Annotated in this window: 12 protein-coding genes and 1 pseudogene; 5 read left to right on the forward strand and 8 right to left on the reverse strand. The window is 73.2% G+C overall.

Going from position 1 to position 14,336, the window contains the following annotated elements; translation table 11 throughout:
• The 7 genes from ACQP1P_RS20830 to ACQP1P_RS20860 all read right to left on the reverse strand — a co-directional run bounded on the left by ACQP1P_RS20830 (position 1) and on the right by ACQP1P_RS20860 (position 7,662).
• On the reverse strand, positions 1–579 hold the full coding sequence (locus ACQP1P_RS20830; RefSeq protein ID WP_433088516.1) for a GTP-binding protein: 579 nt from the start codon (positions 577–579) through the stop codon (positions 1–3).
• Positions 560–946 (reverse strand): DUF742 domain-containing protein, encoded by a 387-nt coding sequence (locus ACQP1P_RS20835; protein ID WP_433088518.1) that lies wholly within the window; start codon positions 944–946, stop codon positions 560–562. Before ACQP1P_RS20835 ends, ACQP1P_RS20830 begins: the two co-directional genes overlap by 20 nt.
• A 9-nt stretch (positions 947–955) precedes the next feature.
• Positions 956–1,375 (reverse strand): roadblock/LC7 domain-containing protein, encoded by a 420-nt coding sequence (locus ACQP1P_RS20840; protein WP_433088520.1) that lies wholly within the window; start codon positions 1,373–1,375, stop codon positions 956–958.
• A 15-nt stretch (positions 1,376–1,390) separates the two neighbouring features.
• Positions 1,391–3,637, reverse strand: coding sequence for a sensor histidine kinase (locus ACQP1P_RS20845; protein WP_433088522.1), 2,247 nt, complete (start codon positions 3,635–3,637; stop codon positions 1,391–1,393).
• Positions 3,638–3,764: 127 nt separating this feature from the next.
• On the reverse strand, positions 3,765–5,207 hold the full coding sequence (locus ACQP1P_RS20850; RefSeq protein WP_433088524.1) for a prenyltransferase: 1,443 nt from the start codon (positions 5,205–5,207) through the stop codon (positions 3,765–3,767).
• Entirely contained in the window at positions 5,204–6,298 is a 1,095-nt protein-coding gene (locus tag ACQP1P_RS20855) for a terpene synthase family protein (protein WP_433088526.1), read from the reverse strand. Before ACQP1P_RS20855 ends, ACQP1P_RS20850 begins: the two co-directional genes overlap by 4 nt.
• Positions 6,298–7,662 (reverse strand): cytochrome P450, encoded by a 1,365-nt coding sequence (locus ACQP1P_RS20860; RefSeq protein WP_433088528.1) that lies wholly within the window; start codon positions 7,660–7,662, stop codon positions 6,298–6,300. The genes ACQP1P_RS20855 and ACQP1P_RS20860 overlap by 1 nt, the downstream gene beginning before the upstream one ends.
• A 421-nt stretch (positions 7,663–8,083) precedes the next feature.
• On the opposite strand from ACQP1P_RS20860, the pseudogene ACQP1P_RS20865 reads away from it, so the two are divergent.
• Positions 8,084–8,729 (forward strand): annotated as a pseudogene (locus ACQP1P_RS20865) (IS5 family transposase).
• Positions 8,730–8,825: 96 nt separating this feature from the next.
• Positions 8,826–9,257: a hypothetical protein gene (locus tag ACQP1P_RS20870; protein WP_433088530.1), complete on the forward strand. Its 432-nt coding sequence runs from the start codon at positions 8,826–8,828 to the stop codon at positions 9,255–9,257.
• A gap of 351 nt (positions 9,258–9,608) precedes the next feature.
• Here ACQP1P_RS20870 and ACQP1P_RS20875 read toward each other — a convergent pair whose 3' ends face one another.
• Entirely contained in the window at positions 9,609–10,589 is a 981-nt protein-coding gene (locus ACQP1P_RS20875; RefSeq protein ID WP_433088532.1) for an MBL fold metallo-hydrolase, read from the reverse strand.
• Positions 10,590–10,675: 86 nt separating this feature from the next.
• On the opposite strand from ACQP1P_RS20875, the gene ACQP1P_RS20880 reads away from it, so the two are divergent.
• Genes ACQP1P_RS20880 through ACQP1P_RS20890 form a run of 3 tightly spaced genes read left to right on the forward strand, consistent with a single transcriptional unit; the run spans position 10,676 to position 14,287 of the window.
• Complete coding sequence (locus tag ACQP1P_RS20880; RefSeq protein ID WP_433088534.1) at positions 10,676–12,208, forward strand: AMP-binding protein; 1,533 nt, start codon at positions 10,676–10,678, stop codon at positions 12,206–12,208.
• A complete protein-coding gene (locus tag ACQP1P_RS20885; RefSeq protein WP_433088536.1) occupies positions 12,195–13,346 on the forward strand; it encodes an acyl-CoA dehydrogenase family protein in 1,152 nt (383 codons plus the stop codon). Before ACQP1P_RS20880 ends, ACQP1P_RS20885 begins: the two co-directional genes overlap by 14 nt.
• A gap of 14 nt (positions 13,347–13,360) precedes the next feature.
• A complete protein-coding gene (locus ACQP1P_RS20890; protein ID WP_433088538.1) occupies positions 13,361–14,287 on the forward strand; it encodes an acyl-CoA dehydrogenase family protein in 927 nt (308 codons plus the stop codon).
• The last annotated feature ends 49 nt before the right edge of the window (positions 14,288–14,336 follow it).

Consider the following 14,336-nt stretch of genomic DNA (forward strand, 5'->3'; position numbering starts at 1 on the left):
TCAGGCGGTGACGGCGGCGCGCACCCGGGCCGCGTGCTGCAGCAGGGCGATGAGCACGTCCTTGCCCGACTGCCGCTGCCGGGCGTCGCACAGCACGATCGGGACGTCCGACTCCAGGTTCAGGGCGAGCTTGAGCTCGTCGACCTCGTAGCGCCGCGCGCCGTCGAAGCAGTTCACCGCGACGACGAACGGCGTGCCGCGACGCTCGAAGTAGTCGATGGACGGGAAGCAGTCGGCGAGACGGCGCGTGTCGGCGAGGACGACCGCGCCGGTCGCGCCGAGGGCCAGCTCGTCCCAGATGAACCAGAAGCGGTCCTGGCCGGGCGTGCCGAACAGGTACAGCACCAGCTGCGGGCTGATCGTGATCCGTCCGAAGTCGAGCGCGACCGTGGTGGTCGACTTGGTCTCCACGCCGGTGAGGCTGTCGACGCCGGCACCGGCCTCGGTGAGGACCTCCTCGGTGCGCAGCGGCCCGGTCTCGCTGACCGCACCGACCATCGTGGTCTTGCCCGCGCCGAACCCGCCCGCGATCAGGATCTTGATCGCGGTGGGGACGTCGTCAGAGTGCCCGTAGGCCATTGATCGCCGCCTCGATGATGTCCGCGCCGGGATGCGTCCCGGCCGGATCGGGTTCACGCACCTGGACCAGGTGCCGGTCGAGAAGATCGCCGAGCATGACCCGGACCGTACCCAGCGGCAGGTCCAGATGGGCCGCCAGCTCGGCGACCGACAGCGGGTGCCGGCACATCCGCAGGATGGCGAGGTGCTCGGGCTCCATCCAGACGTCGGGCGTCGTGACCGTCACGGCCGCCGTCACCTGCGCGATGCGGTTGAACGTGCCGCGACTCGGCCGCGTCCGCCCGCGGGTCATCGCATAGGGACGCACGACCGGGCCGGCGTGGTCGTCGACCCACTCGTCGTCCTTCGGCTCGTCGCGGTCGGTCATCGGCTCGGGTCACACTCCTTCGGCCGGTTCGTGCAGCCGGGGCGGCGAGCCGAGGTACTTTCCGGCCCGGGTCGCCAGCATCGCCATCTCGTAGGCGAGCAGGCCGAGGTCGGCCTCCTCCCCGGCGAGCACGGCCAGGCACGATCCGTCGCCGGCCGTGGTCACCAGCAGCGAGGTGCGCTGCATCTCCACGATCGTCTGCTGCAGCGGCCCGCCGTCGAAGCGCTTGCCGGCGGCGCGGGCGAGGCTCTGGATGCCCGCCGCGATGGCGCAGAGGTGTTCGGCGTCGTCCCGGCTCAGGGCCTGCGACGACGCCTTGAGCAGGCCGTCGACCGACAGCACGATCGCGTGCCGCGCGTGGTCGACGCGCCCGATGAAGTCGTCCAGCAGCCAGGTCAGGTCCGCGTTGGCCGTGGTGTGCGGTGCCACAGATGTCCCCTTACGTCAGGCCTCGGGCGGCGTGGAGTCGTCGGCGGGCCGCGTGCGGTCGGCGCGTCCCCGGCGGCTCCCGTCCTGGTACGACGCGATGCGGCTGCGGACCTGCTGCGGGTCGCCGGGGCCCGCCGGCCGCTCGGCCGGTCCGGGTCCGGCCGGCTCCTCCCGCAGCGGCGCGGCGATGTTGGCCTGGCGCACCCGCACCGGCAGCCCGGTCGGGGTGAACGCGGCGTCGTGGACCGGCTCCGGGGCCTCGGCCAGGGCGACCGTGGCCGGCCGGGCCGGCATCGCGACGGGGGCCCCGGGCTGCTCCGCGCGGTCCGCGGTCGGCGGCGCGGCGGCGGCGAGGCCGGCCGCGGGTGCGGCGCCGGCCGGGGCGGCGTCATCGAGCAGGCTCTTCGGGATCAGCACGATGGCCGTGGTGCCGCCGTACGGCGACTCCTTGAGCTGGACCCGGATGCCGTGCCGGTCGGCGAGGCGGCTCACCACGAACAGGCCGAGCCGGGCGGCGCTGGTCAGGTTGAACTCGGGGCGGCTGGCGATGCGCCGGTTGAGCTCCTCGCGCTCGTCCGCGCCGATGCCCAGGCCGCGGTCCTCGATCTCCAGGACGTAGCCGTTGCCGACCGGCTGCCCCTTGATGTGGACCTCGGTGTGCGGCGGGGAGAACGACAGCGCGTTCTCGATGAGCTCGGCGATGAGGTGGATGACGTCGCTGACGGCCCGGCCGGCGAGCTCGGCGGGGCCCAGCTGGTGGACGGTGACCCGGGTGTAGTCCTCGACCTCGGCCACGGCGCCGCGCACGATGTCGACGATCGGCACGGTGCGGCGCCAGACCCGGCCGGGACTCGACCCGGCCAGCACGATGAGGTTCTCGGCGTTGCGCCGCATGCGGGTAGCGAGGTGGTCGACCCGGAACAGGTGGTCGAGCTTGGCCGCGTCGGCCTCCTGCCGCTCCATGCCGTCGAGCAGGGACAGCTGGCGGTGGATGAGCGACTGGGACCGCCGGGCGATGCTGAGGAAGACGTCGCGGACGCCGCGGCGCAGGTCGGCCTGCTCGACGGCGGCGCGGATCGCGGTCTCCTGCACCGCGTTGAAGGCGTGGCCGACCTGGCCGATCTCGTCGTGGCCGAACTCCAGCGGCGGCGCCTCGGCGGCCACGTCGACCGTCTCGCCGCGCCCGAGGCGGGCCACGACGCCGGGCAGCTGGTCGGTGGCGAGGCGGCGGGCCGCGTCACGCAGCCGCTCCAGCTGGCGCAGCATCGCCCGGGCCGTGGTGATGGAGACGATGATCGAGGCGATGACGGTGATGAGCCCGAGGCCGGCGGCGAGCAGCAGCCGGACGACCACCCCGATCGCGACCGGGGCGGCGCGCTGCACGACGGCGTCGCCGCCCTCCAGCACGATGTCGAGGATGCGTGCCTGGGCCGCCCCGGTCGCCGCGCTCCAGCCGTCGGCGTCGACCGGCAGCCGCAGGCTGGTGCGGGACCCGGAGACGATCTGGTCCTCGATCTGGCGCAGGCGGGTCAGCTCGCCGGCGGTCGCCGCCGCGTCGTACCGGGCCTTGTCGGCCGCGGGCAGCTTGGCCGTGACCTGGCCGGCGAGGAACCGCTGGGCGCCGACGAGCTGCGTGAACTGGCCGTACTCGGCGTCGGTGAACCGCCCGGCGGCCAGGGCCCCGGCCAGCAGCGAGTCCTCCTGGGCGACGAGCTCGCGGACCTGGTTGAGCTGGATCAGCGTCACCGTGTCGTCGGCGATGGCCTGGTCGTCGAGCTTGCCGAGGGAGTAGTACACCTGGAAGATCGACTCGACCGTGCTGGTGTAGGCGCCGGACACGGCGGCGCGATCGACGGTGCGGGCGTCGATCGCGGCGCGGGTGGAGCGCAGCTCGTCGAGGCCGTGCACGACGACGTCGATGCGGCCCTCGAGCTCGGCGTCGGCGGCGACCTCGGCCCAGCGGCTCAGCGCGGAGCCGCGGAACTCCGCGGCCAGGTCGTCGACCTTGCGGCGCTGGGCGTCGAGATCGGCGCGCTGGACGGCCCCGGCGTTGCCCAGGAACACCATCGACATGCGCCGCTCGACCTGCAGCTGCAGCAGGAGCGGCTCGCTCGGCTCGTAGATGCGGCTGTTGTAGGTCTGGACCCACAGGAGGTTGACGCCCTCGCGCAGCGTCACCCAGGCCGCGAACACCCAGAGCGCGGTCAGCGAGAGCAGCAGGGCGGTGATTTTCGTGCGGAGCCGTGAACTGCGGGAAGCCATTACACCGTCCCAGTCGGCATTTCTTGAACCGGCCGGAGGGATGACGCATTGATATCGGACAACGCCGGCCTCCGGAGCACTGGGGCACGCTAGCAACTTCCTGCCGGGATTCTCAAATCCGGAGCGGTCAATTCCGGCGGTGCTCGAGCAAATGCCGCGCGGTGAGCACCGCGCCCCGCACGATCGCGTGGGGGGCGTACAGGTCCTTGTCGTGCCACATCGGCAGGTCGGGCGGGTGCGGCCCGGCCAGGTAGCGCCCGGCGCGGTCCAGATCGGTGCCGGCACCGGCCGCGAGCAGCACCTGCACCGCGTAGGCGGTCTCCTCGGCGGTGCCCTGCCAGCGGCCCCACGAGCCGTCGGGGCGCTGGGTCGCGGCCACCCAGCGGGCGGCCCGGCCCACCGCGGCGGACACCGCCGGCCCGCGGCCGAAGCGGCTCAGGGCGAGCACGCAGCAGGCGGTCGCATAGTAGGGCGAGGCGTGCCACCGGTCGCGCCAACAGCCGTCGGACTCCTGGCGCAGGCACAGCCATTGGGTTATCCGCTCGGCGATCTCGCGGTGGCCGAATATGCCGAATGCGTCCAGCACATGGGCATTTGTGGTGACCGAGAATCCGTCTTCGCCGGGCCAGGTGCAGAAGAATTCACCGGTGTCATAATGCTGTAACACGCCGGGATCGGCGTCGTGACCCAGCTCGGCCAGCGTGAAGAGCACGACCGCGGTGGTGTCGGCGTCGGCCGGCAGCCCCGGGCCGGCCGCGGTGCCGGCCGGCCCCCAGCCGGCGGTCAGGCTCGCGACCAGCCCGGGCGGGGCGGTGAACCCGACGCCGGCCCGGGCCAGGCCGCCGAGCACCCAGGCCCGCTCGAACACGGTGATGGGCGTGGCGACCGGCACCGGGCCGCCGTGGCGGCGGGCGGCCGCGGCCAGGTACGGGTCCGGTGCGGCGGGCCGCTCGCCGAGCCACGCGGCGGTCGCGGCGGGCGAGGCGCCGATGGTCCCGGGCCCGGCCGGCCGCGCACCGGGGGCGCGGCGGGCCGCGTCACCGAGGACCTCCAGGGCGTGCAGCAGCTTCGGTGGCACCGGCGCACCGCTCGCGAGGCGCCGGCGCAGCGCGGCCAGCCGGGCACCGTCGATCCCGCTCGGCAGCGGCAGCCGGGTGCCGGTCCGCTCGGCGATCCGCTCGACGAGCACCGGGACGATGAGGTCGGCGGCGGGGGTGTCGGGGATGGGCCGCGCCCCGTGCATGAGCCGGCCCAGGAACTCGAGCCCGCGCCGCGCGGCCCGGCCGCCGCCCGCGGCCAGCAGCGCGTCGGTCGCGCTGAGCGTCGGCACGACCGCGTAGCCGCCCGGCGGCCCCCAGCCGCCGTCCGCGCGTTGCCCGTCGCGCAGCCATCGCAGCCGCTGCGCATGGCCGGGCAGCCACGGTGCCAGCGCGGCCAGCCGCGCGGTCTCGTAGACCGAGGCGGTCACCTGCCCCCAGGGTTCGGCGTCCACGCCGGCCAGGAGGGTGTCGACCTGCCGGGCGAGGTCGCCGCCGGTCGCGGGGGAGATGATCGTGCGCTCGGCGGTCACCGGGCGCCCCAGAAGTCCGTCAGCCGGTAGAAGCCGGTGCTGAACCCGATCTGGCGGCTGAGGTACGCCGCCTCGCGCGGGCAGGCGCCGGCCAGCGCCTCCGCCGCGGTGAGGGCATCCCGGGCCAGGGTGCCCATGCGTCCGGTCACCTCGTCGCGTCCGACGCCGAGCAGCAGCGCGTTGAGATCGCCCCACTCCACGTCGCGCTCGTAGGTCGCGAGGTCGTTGGCGAGCCGGAGCACCCGCTGGACGAGCCGTCCGGCCGTGGTGAGCCGGGGCAGGGCGCTGAGCGCCTCCGCGGTGGCACCGGACAGCCAGTGCGAGACGTTGACCCAGGACGAGCCGAAGTTGTCGGCGTTGTCGAGGTACTCCTCCAGCCCGGGCCGCGCGCCGGACGTCTTCCACCGCCACTCGCGCCGCATGGCCGCGAGCATCCGGCGCAGCTCCTCGCGCCAGGCCGGCCGGTGCTCGGCGAACGCCGGTCCGGCCGCGAGCTCGTCGCGCACCGCGGCCAGCATGCGCGCCAGCGCGTCGTCGGCGCCGGGGGCCGCGCCGTCCGCGGTCGCGAGGCAGCGCTCGACGACGCCGTCGACGTCGGCGGCCGCGCGGGCGAGGTAGTCGATGCGCCAGTCCACGGCGAAGACCCACAGCGCGGTCAGGTTCGCGATCCGCAGCTGCTCCCGGGTGCACCAGGGCGCGCCGAACGCGGTCGCCAGGGCGACGGTGCCGAACACCGCCGGATCGAACGGCCGGGCCGGGAACAGCTCCGGGTAGGCCGCGGCGACGGCCTGCAGGTCCCGCTGGCCGCCGGCGGCCAGGGCACAGATGCGGCCCTGTTCGGCCGCCGCGCTCAGCTCGCCGGTGAGCGCCGGCGCCGGTGTGCCGGTGGCCGGCGCCGTCAGCGGGTGCGGGGCGGGAGCGTGAGCTCGACCGGCGTCTTCGCCCGCCGCGGTCAGCTCGCCGGTGAGCGCCGGTGTGCCGGTGGCCGGCGCCGTCAGCGGGTGCGGGGCGGGAGCGTGAGCTCGACCGGCGTCTTCGCCCGCCGCGGTCAGCTCGCCGGTGAGCGCCGGTGTGCCGGTGGCCGGCGCCATCAGCGGGTGCGGGGCAGGAGCGTGAGCTCGACCGGCGTCTTCGGCCGCAGCGACGCCGCCACCTGCGGCTCGGGGATCACCGGATGCGTGAGCTCGAACCGGAACCGGCGCAGCATCGCGGCGACGATGAGCTGCGACTCCAGGTAGAACAGGTACTGCCCGAGGCACTGGTGCGGTCCGCCGCCGAACGGGTAGTGGGCGTAGCGGTGGCGTCGTTCGGCGCGCGGCGAGGCGAAGCGCTCGGGGTCGAACTCCTGCGGCCGGTCCCAGAACGCGGACATCCGCTGCGTGATGTACGGGCTGATGAGGATGTCGGCCCCGGCGGGAATGAGCGTCCCGTCGATGACGTCCGCCTCGGCCGCGACGCGCGGGATCAGCCAGCCGACCGGGTACAGCCGCAGCAGCTCCTCGAGGACCATCCGCAGGTACGTCAGCTCGGGCAGGTGCTCCCGGCGGACCGGCCCGTCGCCCACGACCCGGTCGACCTCGTCGTAGAGCCGGTCGGCGACCTCCGGGTGGGCCCGCAGGATGGGCCACAGCCAGGTGAGCACGCCGAAGGTCGTCTCGGTCGTGGTGGCGAACATGGCGACGGTGTCGTTGCGGGCCTGCCGCTCGTCGATCGGGCGCCCGGCGGCGTCGACGGCCCGGCTCAGCGTCGCGATGATGTCGCTGCCGTCGTCGCCGCGCTCCCGGGCCGCCCGCACGATCGGCAGCAGCACGTCGTCGATCTGCTGCACCGCGGCCTGGAACGGCCGGTCGCCCGGCATCGGGATCGCGTTGGGCACGAAGGGCACGACCAGCCGGTACACGATCGCGGTGGCGATGGTGTTCTGCGCGCCGACGATCCGCAGCGCCTCGGCCACGCTGACCTTGTCGGCGAAGAGCACCCGCATGATGGCGGCGCACACGATCTGGGACAGCTCGGCGCCGAGGTCGATCGCCCGGCCTTGGCGGGCGGGCTCGTCGAGGCGCTCGACCGACGCCTCGATCGACGCGGCGAGGCCGTCGACGAGGGCGTCGACGCGCTTGGCCGTGAACAGCGGCTGCAGCGTGTTCCGGCTGGCCGCCCACACCTGGCCCTCGGCGAGGATACCCTCGCCGAAGAGCCGCTTCACCGGCCGCCACAGCATGCCCTTGCCGTCGCGCAGGTAGTTGCCGGCGTTGTCCCGCAGCACGTGCTGCACGTGGGCCGGGTTCGACACGAGGTAGGGCCGGAACGCGCCGAGATTGACGCGGACGACGTCGCCGCCGGCCGCCTCGGCGAAGCCCACCAGGGCATCGAGAGGATTGCGGGCGAGCTCGCGCACCGCGCGGTACAACGGGACGGCGGCGGCCTTGCGCGAGGCCTCCTGGACTGTGGACACCGGACCCCCAAGGGGCCGGGCATCGCGGCGCCCGGCCCGACTCGCAACTTGCATCGCGGAACGTGCAGGATCATGCCACGGTGTGCCGCCATGTCTGCGATCCATGTGAATATTTACCGCTTTTGTAACTTGTGGCAGACGGTCGCGCACAACGGAAACAATCACAGCTGGTTGCCGGCTGACCAGCCGGCTCCCGCAGCCTTCGGTCTCGTCGGCCTCGCCGCGCCGAAGGGCCTCCGTGAACGCTTGGCGACGTCGTCGGGCCGACGGCCGGGGCCAGGAGCGCCCTTGTGCGGACCCTTTCGCTCCGGGCCTGGACGGTCGGGCCCTGCCGCTGCTCTGAGAGCGTGTTTGAGAAGTCTTCAGGCTAGGGTCGGCGCGCCTGCGTGACCACCGACGTCAATGCCGCGAAGGTGGCCGGATGTCCCGGCAGCGGCGGTACCCTTCGGACCTGACCGACGAGCAATGGGCTCTGGTCGAACCGCTGCTGCCAGCGCCGAAACGCGGCGGCCGACCGGAGAGTCACCCTCGACGATCCGTGTGGACGGCATCCTGTACGTGGTCCGCACCGGCTGCGCTTGGCGGTACCTGCCAGCGGACTTTCCGCCGTGGCAGACCGTGTACTGGTACTTCAAGCAGTGGGAACGGGACAAGGTCACCGACGCGATGCTCGCCGTGCTGCGCGAGCAACTACGGGTCCAGCAGGGCCGCGACCCGCAGCCCACCGCAGGAATCATCGACTCCCAGAGCGTCAAGGGCGCCGACACCGTCGGGCGCGACAGCCGCGGCTACGACGCCAGCAAGAAGATCAACGGCCGGAAACGGTTCATCGTCACTGACACCCTGAAGGCCAGCAAGGCTTCGCGGTCATCCCGCGCCGCTGGTGCGTGGAACGGACCCTGGCCTGGCTCACCGCCCACCGCCGCCTCGCCAGAGACTACGAACGCGACCCCGCCACCTCCGAAGCCATCATCCGCTGGGCCGCGATCAACTCGATGACAAGCCGGATCGCCCGAGGCCAGCCCGCAACCCGCCAACCACGCTGGCGCTGGCCCGACGGCAGATGAGCAGCCGGGAAATACGTCGTCACACATTGGGCCCGGCAGTCGCTCAGCGACCGGATTTCCTGTGACACGGATCGGTTGAGCTGGGATGGTGTACCAGTGACCGCCATCCGCTCCGTAGTCCTGGTGGGGCTGTTCTCTGCGAAGGACCGCGATTACCAGGCACGGCTCGACGCTCTGGACGCGCGGGTGGCAGCGCTGGGAGGGCACGTGCTGGAACGCTTCGTCCAGCGCAGGGGCGTCTCCGACGGTGGGGTACGGCTCATGACCGCCCCGTTGACCCGGCGCTTCCTCATCGGCCCGGGAAAGCTCGAAGAGATCGCGACGACCTGTTCGAGCCAGAGCATCGACGCTGTCGTGTTCGCCAATGACCTGAGCGCCTACCAGCGCCGCTGGCTGTCGACCCGACTCGGGCGTCCAGTGCTCACCGCAACCGACCTCGACCAAGTGGAAAGCCTGACCGCCCGAACCGGACCGCAACCTCGCGCAGGCCGAGGCCGCAAAGCCAGCCGTCGTCCCCGCCGCCGATAGCCGCCACGGACGAGGCAGCGACTTCTCAAACACGCTCTGAGTCGAGCCGCTGCGCACGGCCGCCCGCGCAGCGGCTGCCAGCACACCGGTGCCGTCATTCTGCTCGAAGCGGGCGACCGGGCGATGCTGCTCGTTGCCGTGGTGGCCACCGTCGGGGTGGAGGAGCAGGCCGCGGGGACAACGTCGGCCCGCAGCTCTCGGGCATCGGCCCGGAGTGCGTCGCCGATGGCGCCAGCTGCGGACCGCGCCGACGTCGGCCGCGTTGAGGGTCCTGGCCGCGGTCGGTCCGCCGTCGGAGTGCTCGGGGAAGCTGTGAACCGCGCGCTCAGCGCGGTGCCGAGAAGCTTGCCGCTAGCGGGCTCGCTCGACGTGGCGGAGCAGGGCCAGGGTGTGCATCAGGGCGAAGCGGCGGGTGCCGGGGCCGAGCAGCTCCCACGGCTTCTTCCACGTCAGCCGCGGCGCGATCGTCCAGGCCGTCGCGCCCGCGCCGGCCAGGGCGCGCACCTGCTCGACCTCCGCCGCGTGGAAGGCGCGCAGCTCGGCCGCGCGCGTCGCCACGTGCTCGTAGGGGAACTGGTGCGCCGGGCAGGCGATGGCCGCGCCGAGGCCGGCGATGTGGTCCAGGGTCGCGAGGAGGTCGCCGGCCGGGTCGTCGGCGGGCTTGCTCACGATCGCCAGCTGGGTCGGGCCCTCGGCCATCATGGTGTCGCCGGTGAACAGGACGCCGCGGGAGTCCAGGAACACCGTGTGGCCGTAGGTGTGGCCGGGGGCCGGGACGGCGCGGATCGTCACGTCGCCGAAGTCGAGCTCCTGCTCGCCGGAGAGCAGGACGTCCAGCGACAGGGACTCGTGGTGCTTGGCGACGTCCAGGGCCTCGGTGTACATCGTGTCCGTCACCGGCGCCGGGGCGCCGGTCAGGTCCAGGGAGCGGCGCAGCTGGTCCAGGAAGCCGCCGCGCTCCGCCCGGACGGTGGCGAAGTCGTCGGCCCGGCCCATGGCGACGGTGGCGCCGGACGCGGCCCGCACCCGGTCGGCGAAGCCCACGTGGTCGGGGTGGTTGTGGGTGAGCAGGACGGCGCGGATGGTCTCGATGCGGTGGCCGATCACGGCCAGCGAGGCCTGGAACGCGGCCCAGCACGAGGAGTGGGCGTAGCCGGCGTCGATGAGCACGGGGCCGTCGCGGGTCTCGGCGAGGAAGACCGTGATCGAGCGCAGGGCGTGGCCGTTGAGCGGGATCGGCACGGCCCAGACGCCGGGGACGACCTGGGCGGGTTCCGGCACCTCACGGGCGCGGTAGCTCGCCTCGTGCGCCTCGATCGCGGGTATGGACATCGTCGGAGCGCTCCCTTACTGTTGGCGCCAACATACCGGATGGTCGGAATCAAACTCAAGCAACTGCAAGTGCAGGAGGACGGACGATGAGCGACGAGCGGACCGGCTTCCGGCTCTGGGCCGCCGCCGAGCCGGACCTGTGCGCGATCGTGACCGCCGACGATCAGCGGATCACCTACGGCGAGCTCTACGCCGAGGTGAACCGCATCTCGCACGGGCTGCGCACGCGCGAAGGTCTCGAGGTGGGCGACACCGTCGCGGCCGTGATGACCAACAGCCCGGGGATGGTCGCGCTGTACCTCGCCGCGATGCAGTCCGGCCTGTACCTCGTCACCCTGAACTACCACCTGACCGAGCCCGAGGTCGAGTACATAGTGCGCGACAGCGGGGCCAAGGTCGTGGTGGCCTCGCAGCGGGTCGAGGCCGTGGCCACGGCCGCCGCCGGGCCGGGCGTGAAGGTCTACGTGGACGGCGAGCCGGAGAACGCCGCCGCGCTCAAGGAGCTCACCGCGGGGATGCCCGAGACCAGTCCGGCCGAGACGCCGGCGGGTTCGCTCATGATGTACACCTCCGGCACCACCGGAAGGCCGAAGGGCGTCAAGCGGCCGCTGAGCGGGATCGACGCCGACACCGGGGCGCTGACCTATGTGTGGCTGTTCAAGGAGTTCGGCATGCAGCGGCCCGCGTTCGGCAGCTGGCTGGTCTCGGCGCCGCTGTACCACTCGGCCAACATCACGCCGGCGATGGGCGCGCTGCACGCCGGCGGCACGATGGTGCTGATGGACGGCTGGACCGCGGAGGGCTTCCTGCGCCGCGTCGAGCGGCAGCGCGTGACCGGCACGAGCATGGTGCCCACGCACTTCTACCGGCTGCTGCAGCTGCCCGCGGACGTGCGGGAGCGCTACGACATCTCGTCCCTGCGGTACGTCCTGCACGGGGCCGCCCCCTGCCCGCGGGAGATCAAGCAGCGCATCATGGACTGGTTCGGGCCGGTCGTGTACGAGTACTACGGCTCCACCGAGGTCGGCACCACGATCGCGCGGCCGCACGAGTGGCTTGCCCACCCCGGCACCGTCGGGCGCCCGGCCTCGATCTCCACGCTGCGCATCCTCGACGCCGAGGGGCACGAGGTGCCGGTGGGCGAGACGGGGATCGTCTACATGCGCCAGGGCGAGGACCGGGTCGAGTACCACAACGACCCCGGCAAGACCGACGGCGCGCGCCGCGACGGGCTCATGACCGTCTGGGACGTCGGCCACGTCGACGCCGACGGCTTCCTCTACATCACCGGCCGGGCCGCGGAGCTGATCCTCGTCGGCGGCGTGAACGTGTACCCGGCCGAGATCGAGGCCGAGCTGGTCGCGCACGAGTGGGTCGCGGACGCGGCCGTCATCGGTGCGCCCGACCCCGAGTTCGGCGAGGTCCCGCAGGCCCACATCGTGCTGCGCGAGGGCGCGCCGGAGCCGGACGAGGCGGTGGCGGGGCTGCGGGCGCACCTGGAGCAGCGGCTGGCCAAGCCGAAGCGGCCGGTGTCGTACGTCGTGAGCCCCGCCCTGCCCCGGGACCCCAACGGCAAGCTCTACAAGGCACGGCTGGAGGTATCGCATGGACTTCGATGACAGCGAGGCCGATCTCGCGTTCCGGCGCGAGGTCGGGGACTGGCTCGACGGGGCGCTCGCGGACGTGCCCGACCAGGAGGAACTGAGCCAGGACGAGCGCGAGTCGTGGTCGCGGGTCTGGCAGGACCGCCTGTGCGCGGGCGGCTGGGCCGGGCTGTCGTGGCCGGTCGAGCACGGCGGGCGCGGGATGGACGCGCTCGCGCAGGCCATCTTCAACGAGGAGGCCGCGGTCCGCGGGGCGCCGTACCCGCTCAACGGCGTCGGCATGATGCTCGCCGGCCCCACGATCATCGCGCACGGCACGGCCGAGCAGCAGGCCCGGCACCTGCCGGGGATCCTCTCCGGGGAGACGTACTGGTGCCAGGGCTTCAGCGAGCCGGAGTCCGGCTCGGACCTGGCCAGCCTGCGCACCGCCGCGCGCAAGGTCGACGGCGGCTGGCTCGTCAACGGGTCGAAGATCTGGACCTCCAACGCGCACAACGCCTCCAAGTGCCTGCTGCTGGCCCGCACCGACCCCGACGCGCCGAAGCACCAGGGCATCTCCTACCTCCTGGCGCCGATGGACCGGTTCACCGTCCGGTCCCTGGTGATGATCAACGGCGACACCGAGTTCAACGAGATGTTCCTCGACGACGTGTTCGTGCCCGACGAGGACGTGCTCGGCGGCGTCGGCAACGGCTGGAAGGTCGCGCTCACCACCCTGGCCTTCGAGCGGGGGAGCATGGCGCTGAACCTGTGGGTGTGGGCCCGTCAGGCCGTCGACCGGATCGTCGACCTCGCCATCGAGCGCGGGATGGACGGCGACGTCGCCTTCCTCGAAACCGTCGGGCAGTTGCAGTGCGACGCCGAGGCGGTGCGGATCGGCTCCATGCGCATGGTCGGCGAGAGCCGGGCCGGGGGCGTGCCCGGGCCGGAGACCTCGGCGCTCAAGAGCCTCTGGGCCGCGACCGTCCAGCGGGCCAACCGGCTGGCGGTGCAGCTCGACGACGCGGGCGGGGTGCTGCTCGACGGCGACGGCGCCGCCGCCCGGATGCGCCGCTACCTGCGCTCGCGCGCCCACACGATCGAGGGCGGCACCGAGGAAGTCCAGAAGTCCATCCTTGCGGAGCGGGTCCTCGACCTGCCCCGCTCCCGCTGAGCGGAGCCGGCGCGATGCGAGCCACCTTCACCCAGGAACAGCTGGAGATCGCCAAGACCGTCCGCGCCATCGTCGAGGACGCGGACTTCACCGCCCGCGACGCGCTGGGCGCCCCGTGGCGGGCGCCCTCCTGCGACGCGGCGCTGCTGAGCGACTTCGGCGTGCTCGGCGTCCCCGAGGCCGCCGGCGGCGCCGGCTCCGGCCTGATCGACCTCATGGTCGCCGTCGAGGTTCTCGGCGAGCTGCTGGTGCCGAGCCGCTTCCCGTTCCACGCGGCGGCCGTGCAGCTGCTGTCCGGCCGGACGCTCCCCGCCGACGTGCTGGAGGGCCGCCGGGTCCTCACCCCGGTGCTGGACTCCTTCGCGGCCTACGCCGAGCAGGCCGACGGCTTCGTGGTCGGGGACCGCCTCGTCGATGCCGCCGAGGTCACCCCGCGGCGCTCGTTCGACCCGTCGGTGCCGTTGTCCGGCGTCGCGCTCGAGCCGGTGCCGGCGGAGACGACACAGCGGGCGGTCCTGGTCCTCGCGGCGCAGCTGTGCGGGGTGGCCCAGGGCGCGATCGAGCTCGCCGCCGCGCAGGCCCGCACCCGCAGGCAGTTCGGGCGGATCATCGGCTCGTTCCAGGGCGTGGCGTTCCAGCTCGCCGAGGCGGCCGTGGCGCGCAAGGCGGCGTGGGACCTGACGCTGTACGCGGCCTGGGCGGTCGAGCACGGCCGGCCCGACGCGGCGATCCAGGTGCACGCGGCCAAGGCGGCGGCCGGGCACGCGGCGGTCTTCGCGGCCGAGCGCTGCATCCAGGTCCACGGCGGCATGGGCATCACGATGGAGGCGGATCCGCATCTGTACCTCCGCCGCGCCTTCGTGCTGGACGCGCTGGGCGGCAGCGGGTCGTGGCACCGGCGCCGTACGGGCGAGCTGCGGGTCCGGTCCCGCCGCGGGTAACCGTCGACATCTTGCAGGTCAGGCTCTTTTGGCACTAACATACCGGCTG

The sequence above is a fragment of the Dactylosporangium sp. CA-052675 genome, assembly GCF_050947935.1.
In the GTDB taxonomy this organism is placed as follows: Bacteria; Actinomycetota; Actinomycetes; order Mycobacteriales; family Micromonosporaceae; genus Dactylosporangium.

Bases quoted from the DNA above. Each gene is read 5' to 3' on its own strand.
- ACQP1P_RS20835 (WP_433088518.1), bottom strand. From the start codon at position 946: ATGACCGACCGCGACGAGCCGAAGGACGACGAGTGGGTCGACGACCAC.
- ACQP1P_RS20855 (WP_433088526.1), bottom strand. From the start codon at position 6,298: ATGGCGCCGGCCACCGGCACACCGGCGCTCACCGGCGAGCTGACCGCG.
- ACQP1P_RS20830 (WP_433088516.1), bottom strand. From the start codon at position 579: ATGGCCTACGGGCACTCTGACGACGTCCCCACCGCGATCAAGATCCTG.
- ACQP1P_RS20880 (WP_433088534.1), top strand. From the start codon at position 10,676: ATGAGCGACGAGCGGACCGGCTTCCGGCTCTGGGCCGCCGCCGAGCCG.
- ACQP1P_RS20885 (WP_433088536.1), top strand. From the start codon at position 12,195: ATGGACTTCGATGACAGCGAGGCCGATCTCGCGTTCCGGCGCGAGGTC.
- ACQP1P_RS20890 (WP_433088538.1), top strand. From the start codon at position 13,361: ATGCGAGCCACCTTCACCCAGGAACAGCTGGAGATCGCCAAGACCGTC.
- ACQP1P_RS20875 (WP_433088532.1), bottom strand. From the start codon at position 10,589: ATGTCCATACCCGCGATCGAGGCGCACGAGGCGAGCTACCGCGCCCGT.
- ACQP1P_RS20845 (WP_433088522.1), bottom strand. From the start codon at position 3,637: ATGGCTTCCCGCAGTTCACGGCTCCGCACGAAAATCACCGCCCTGCTG.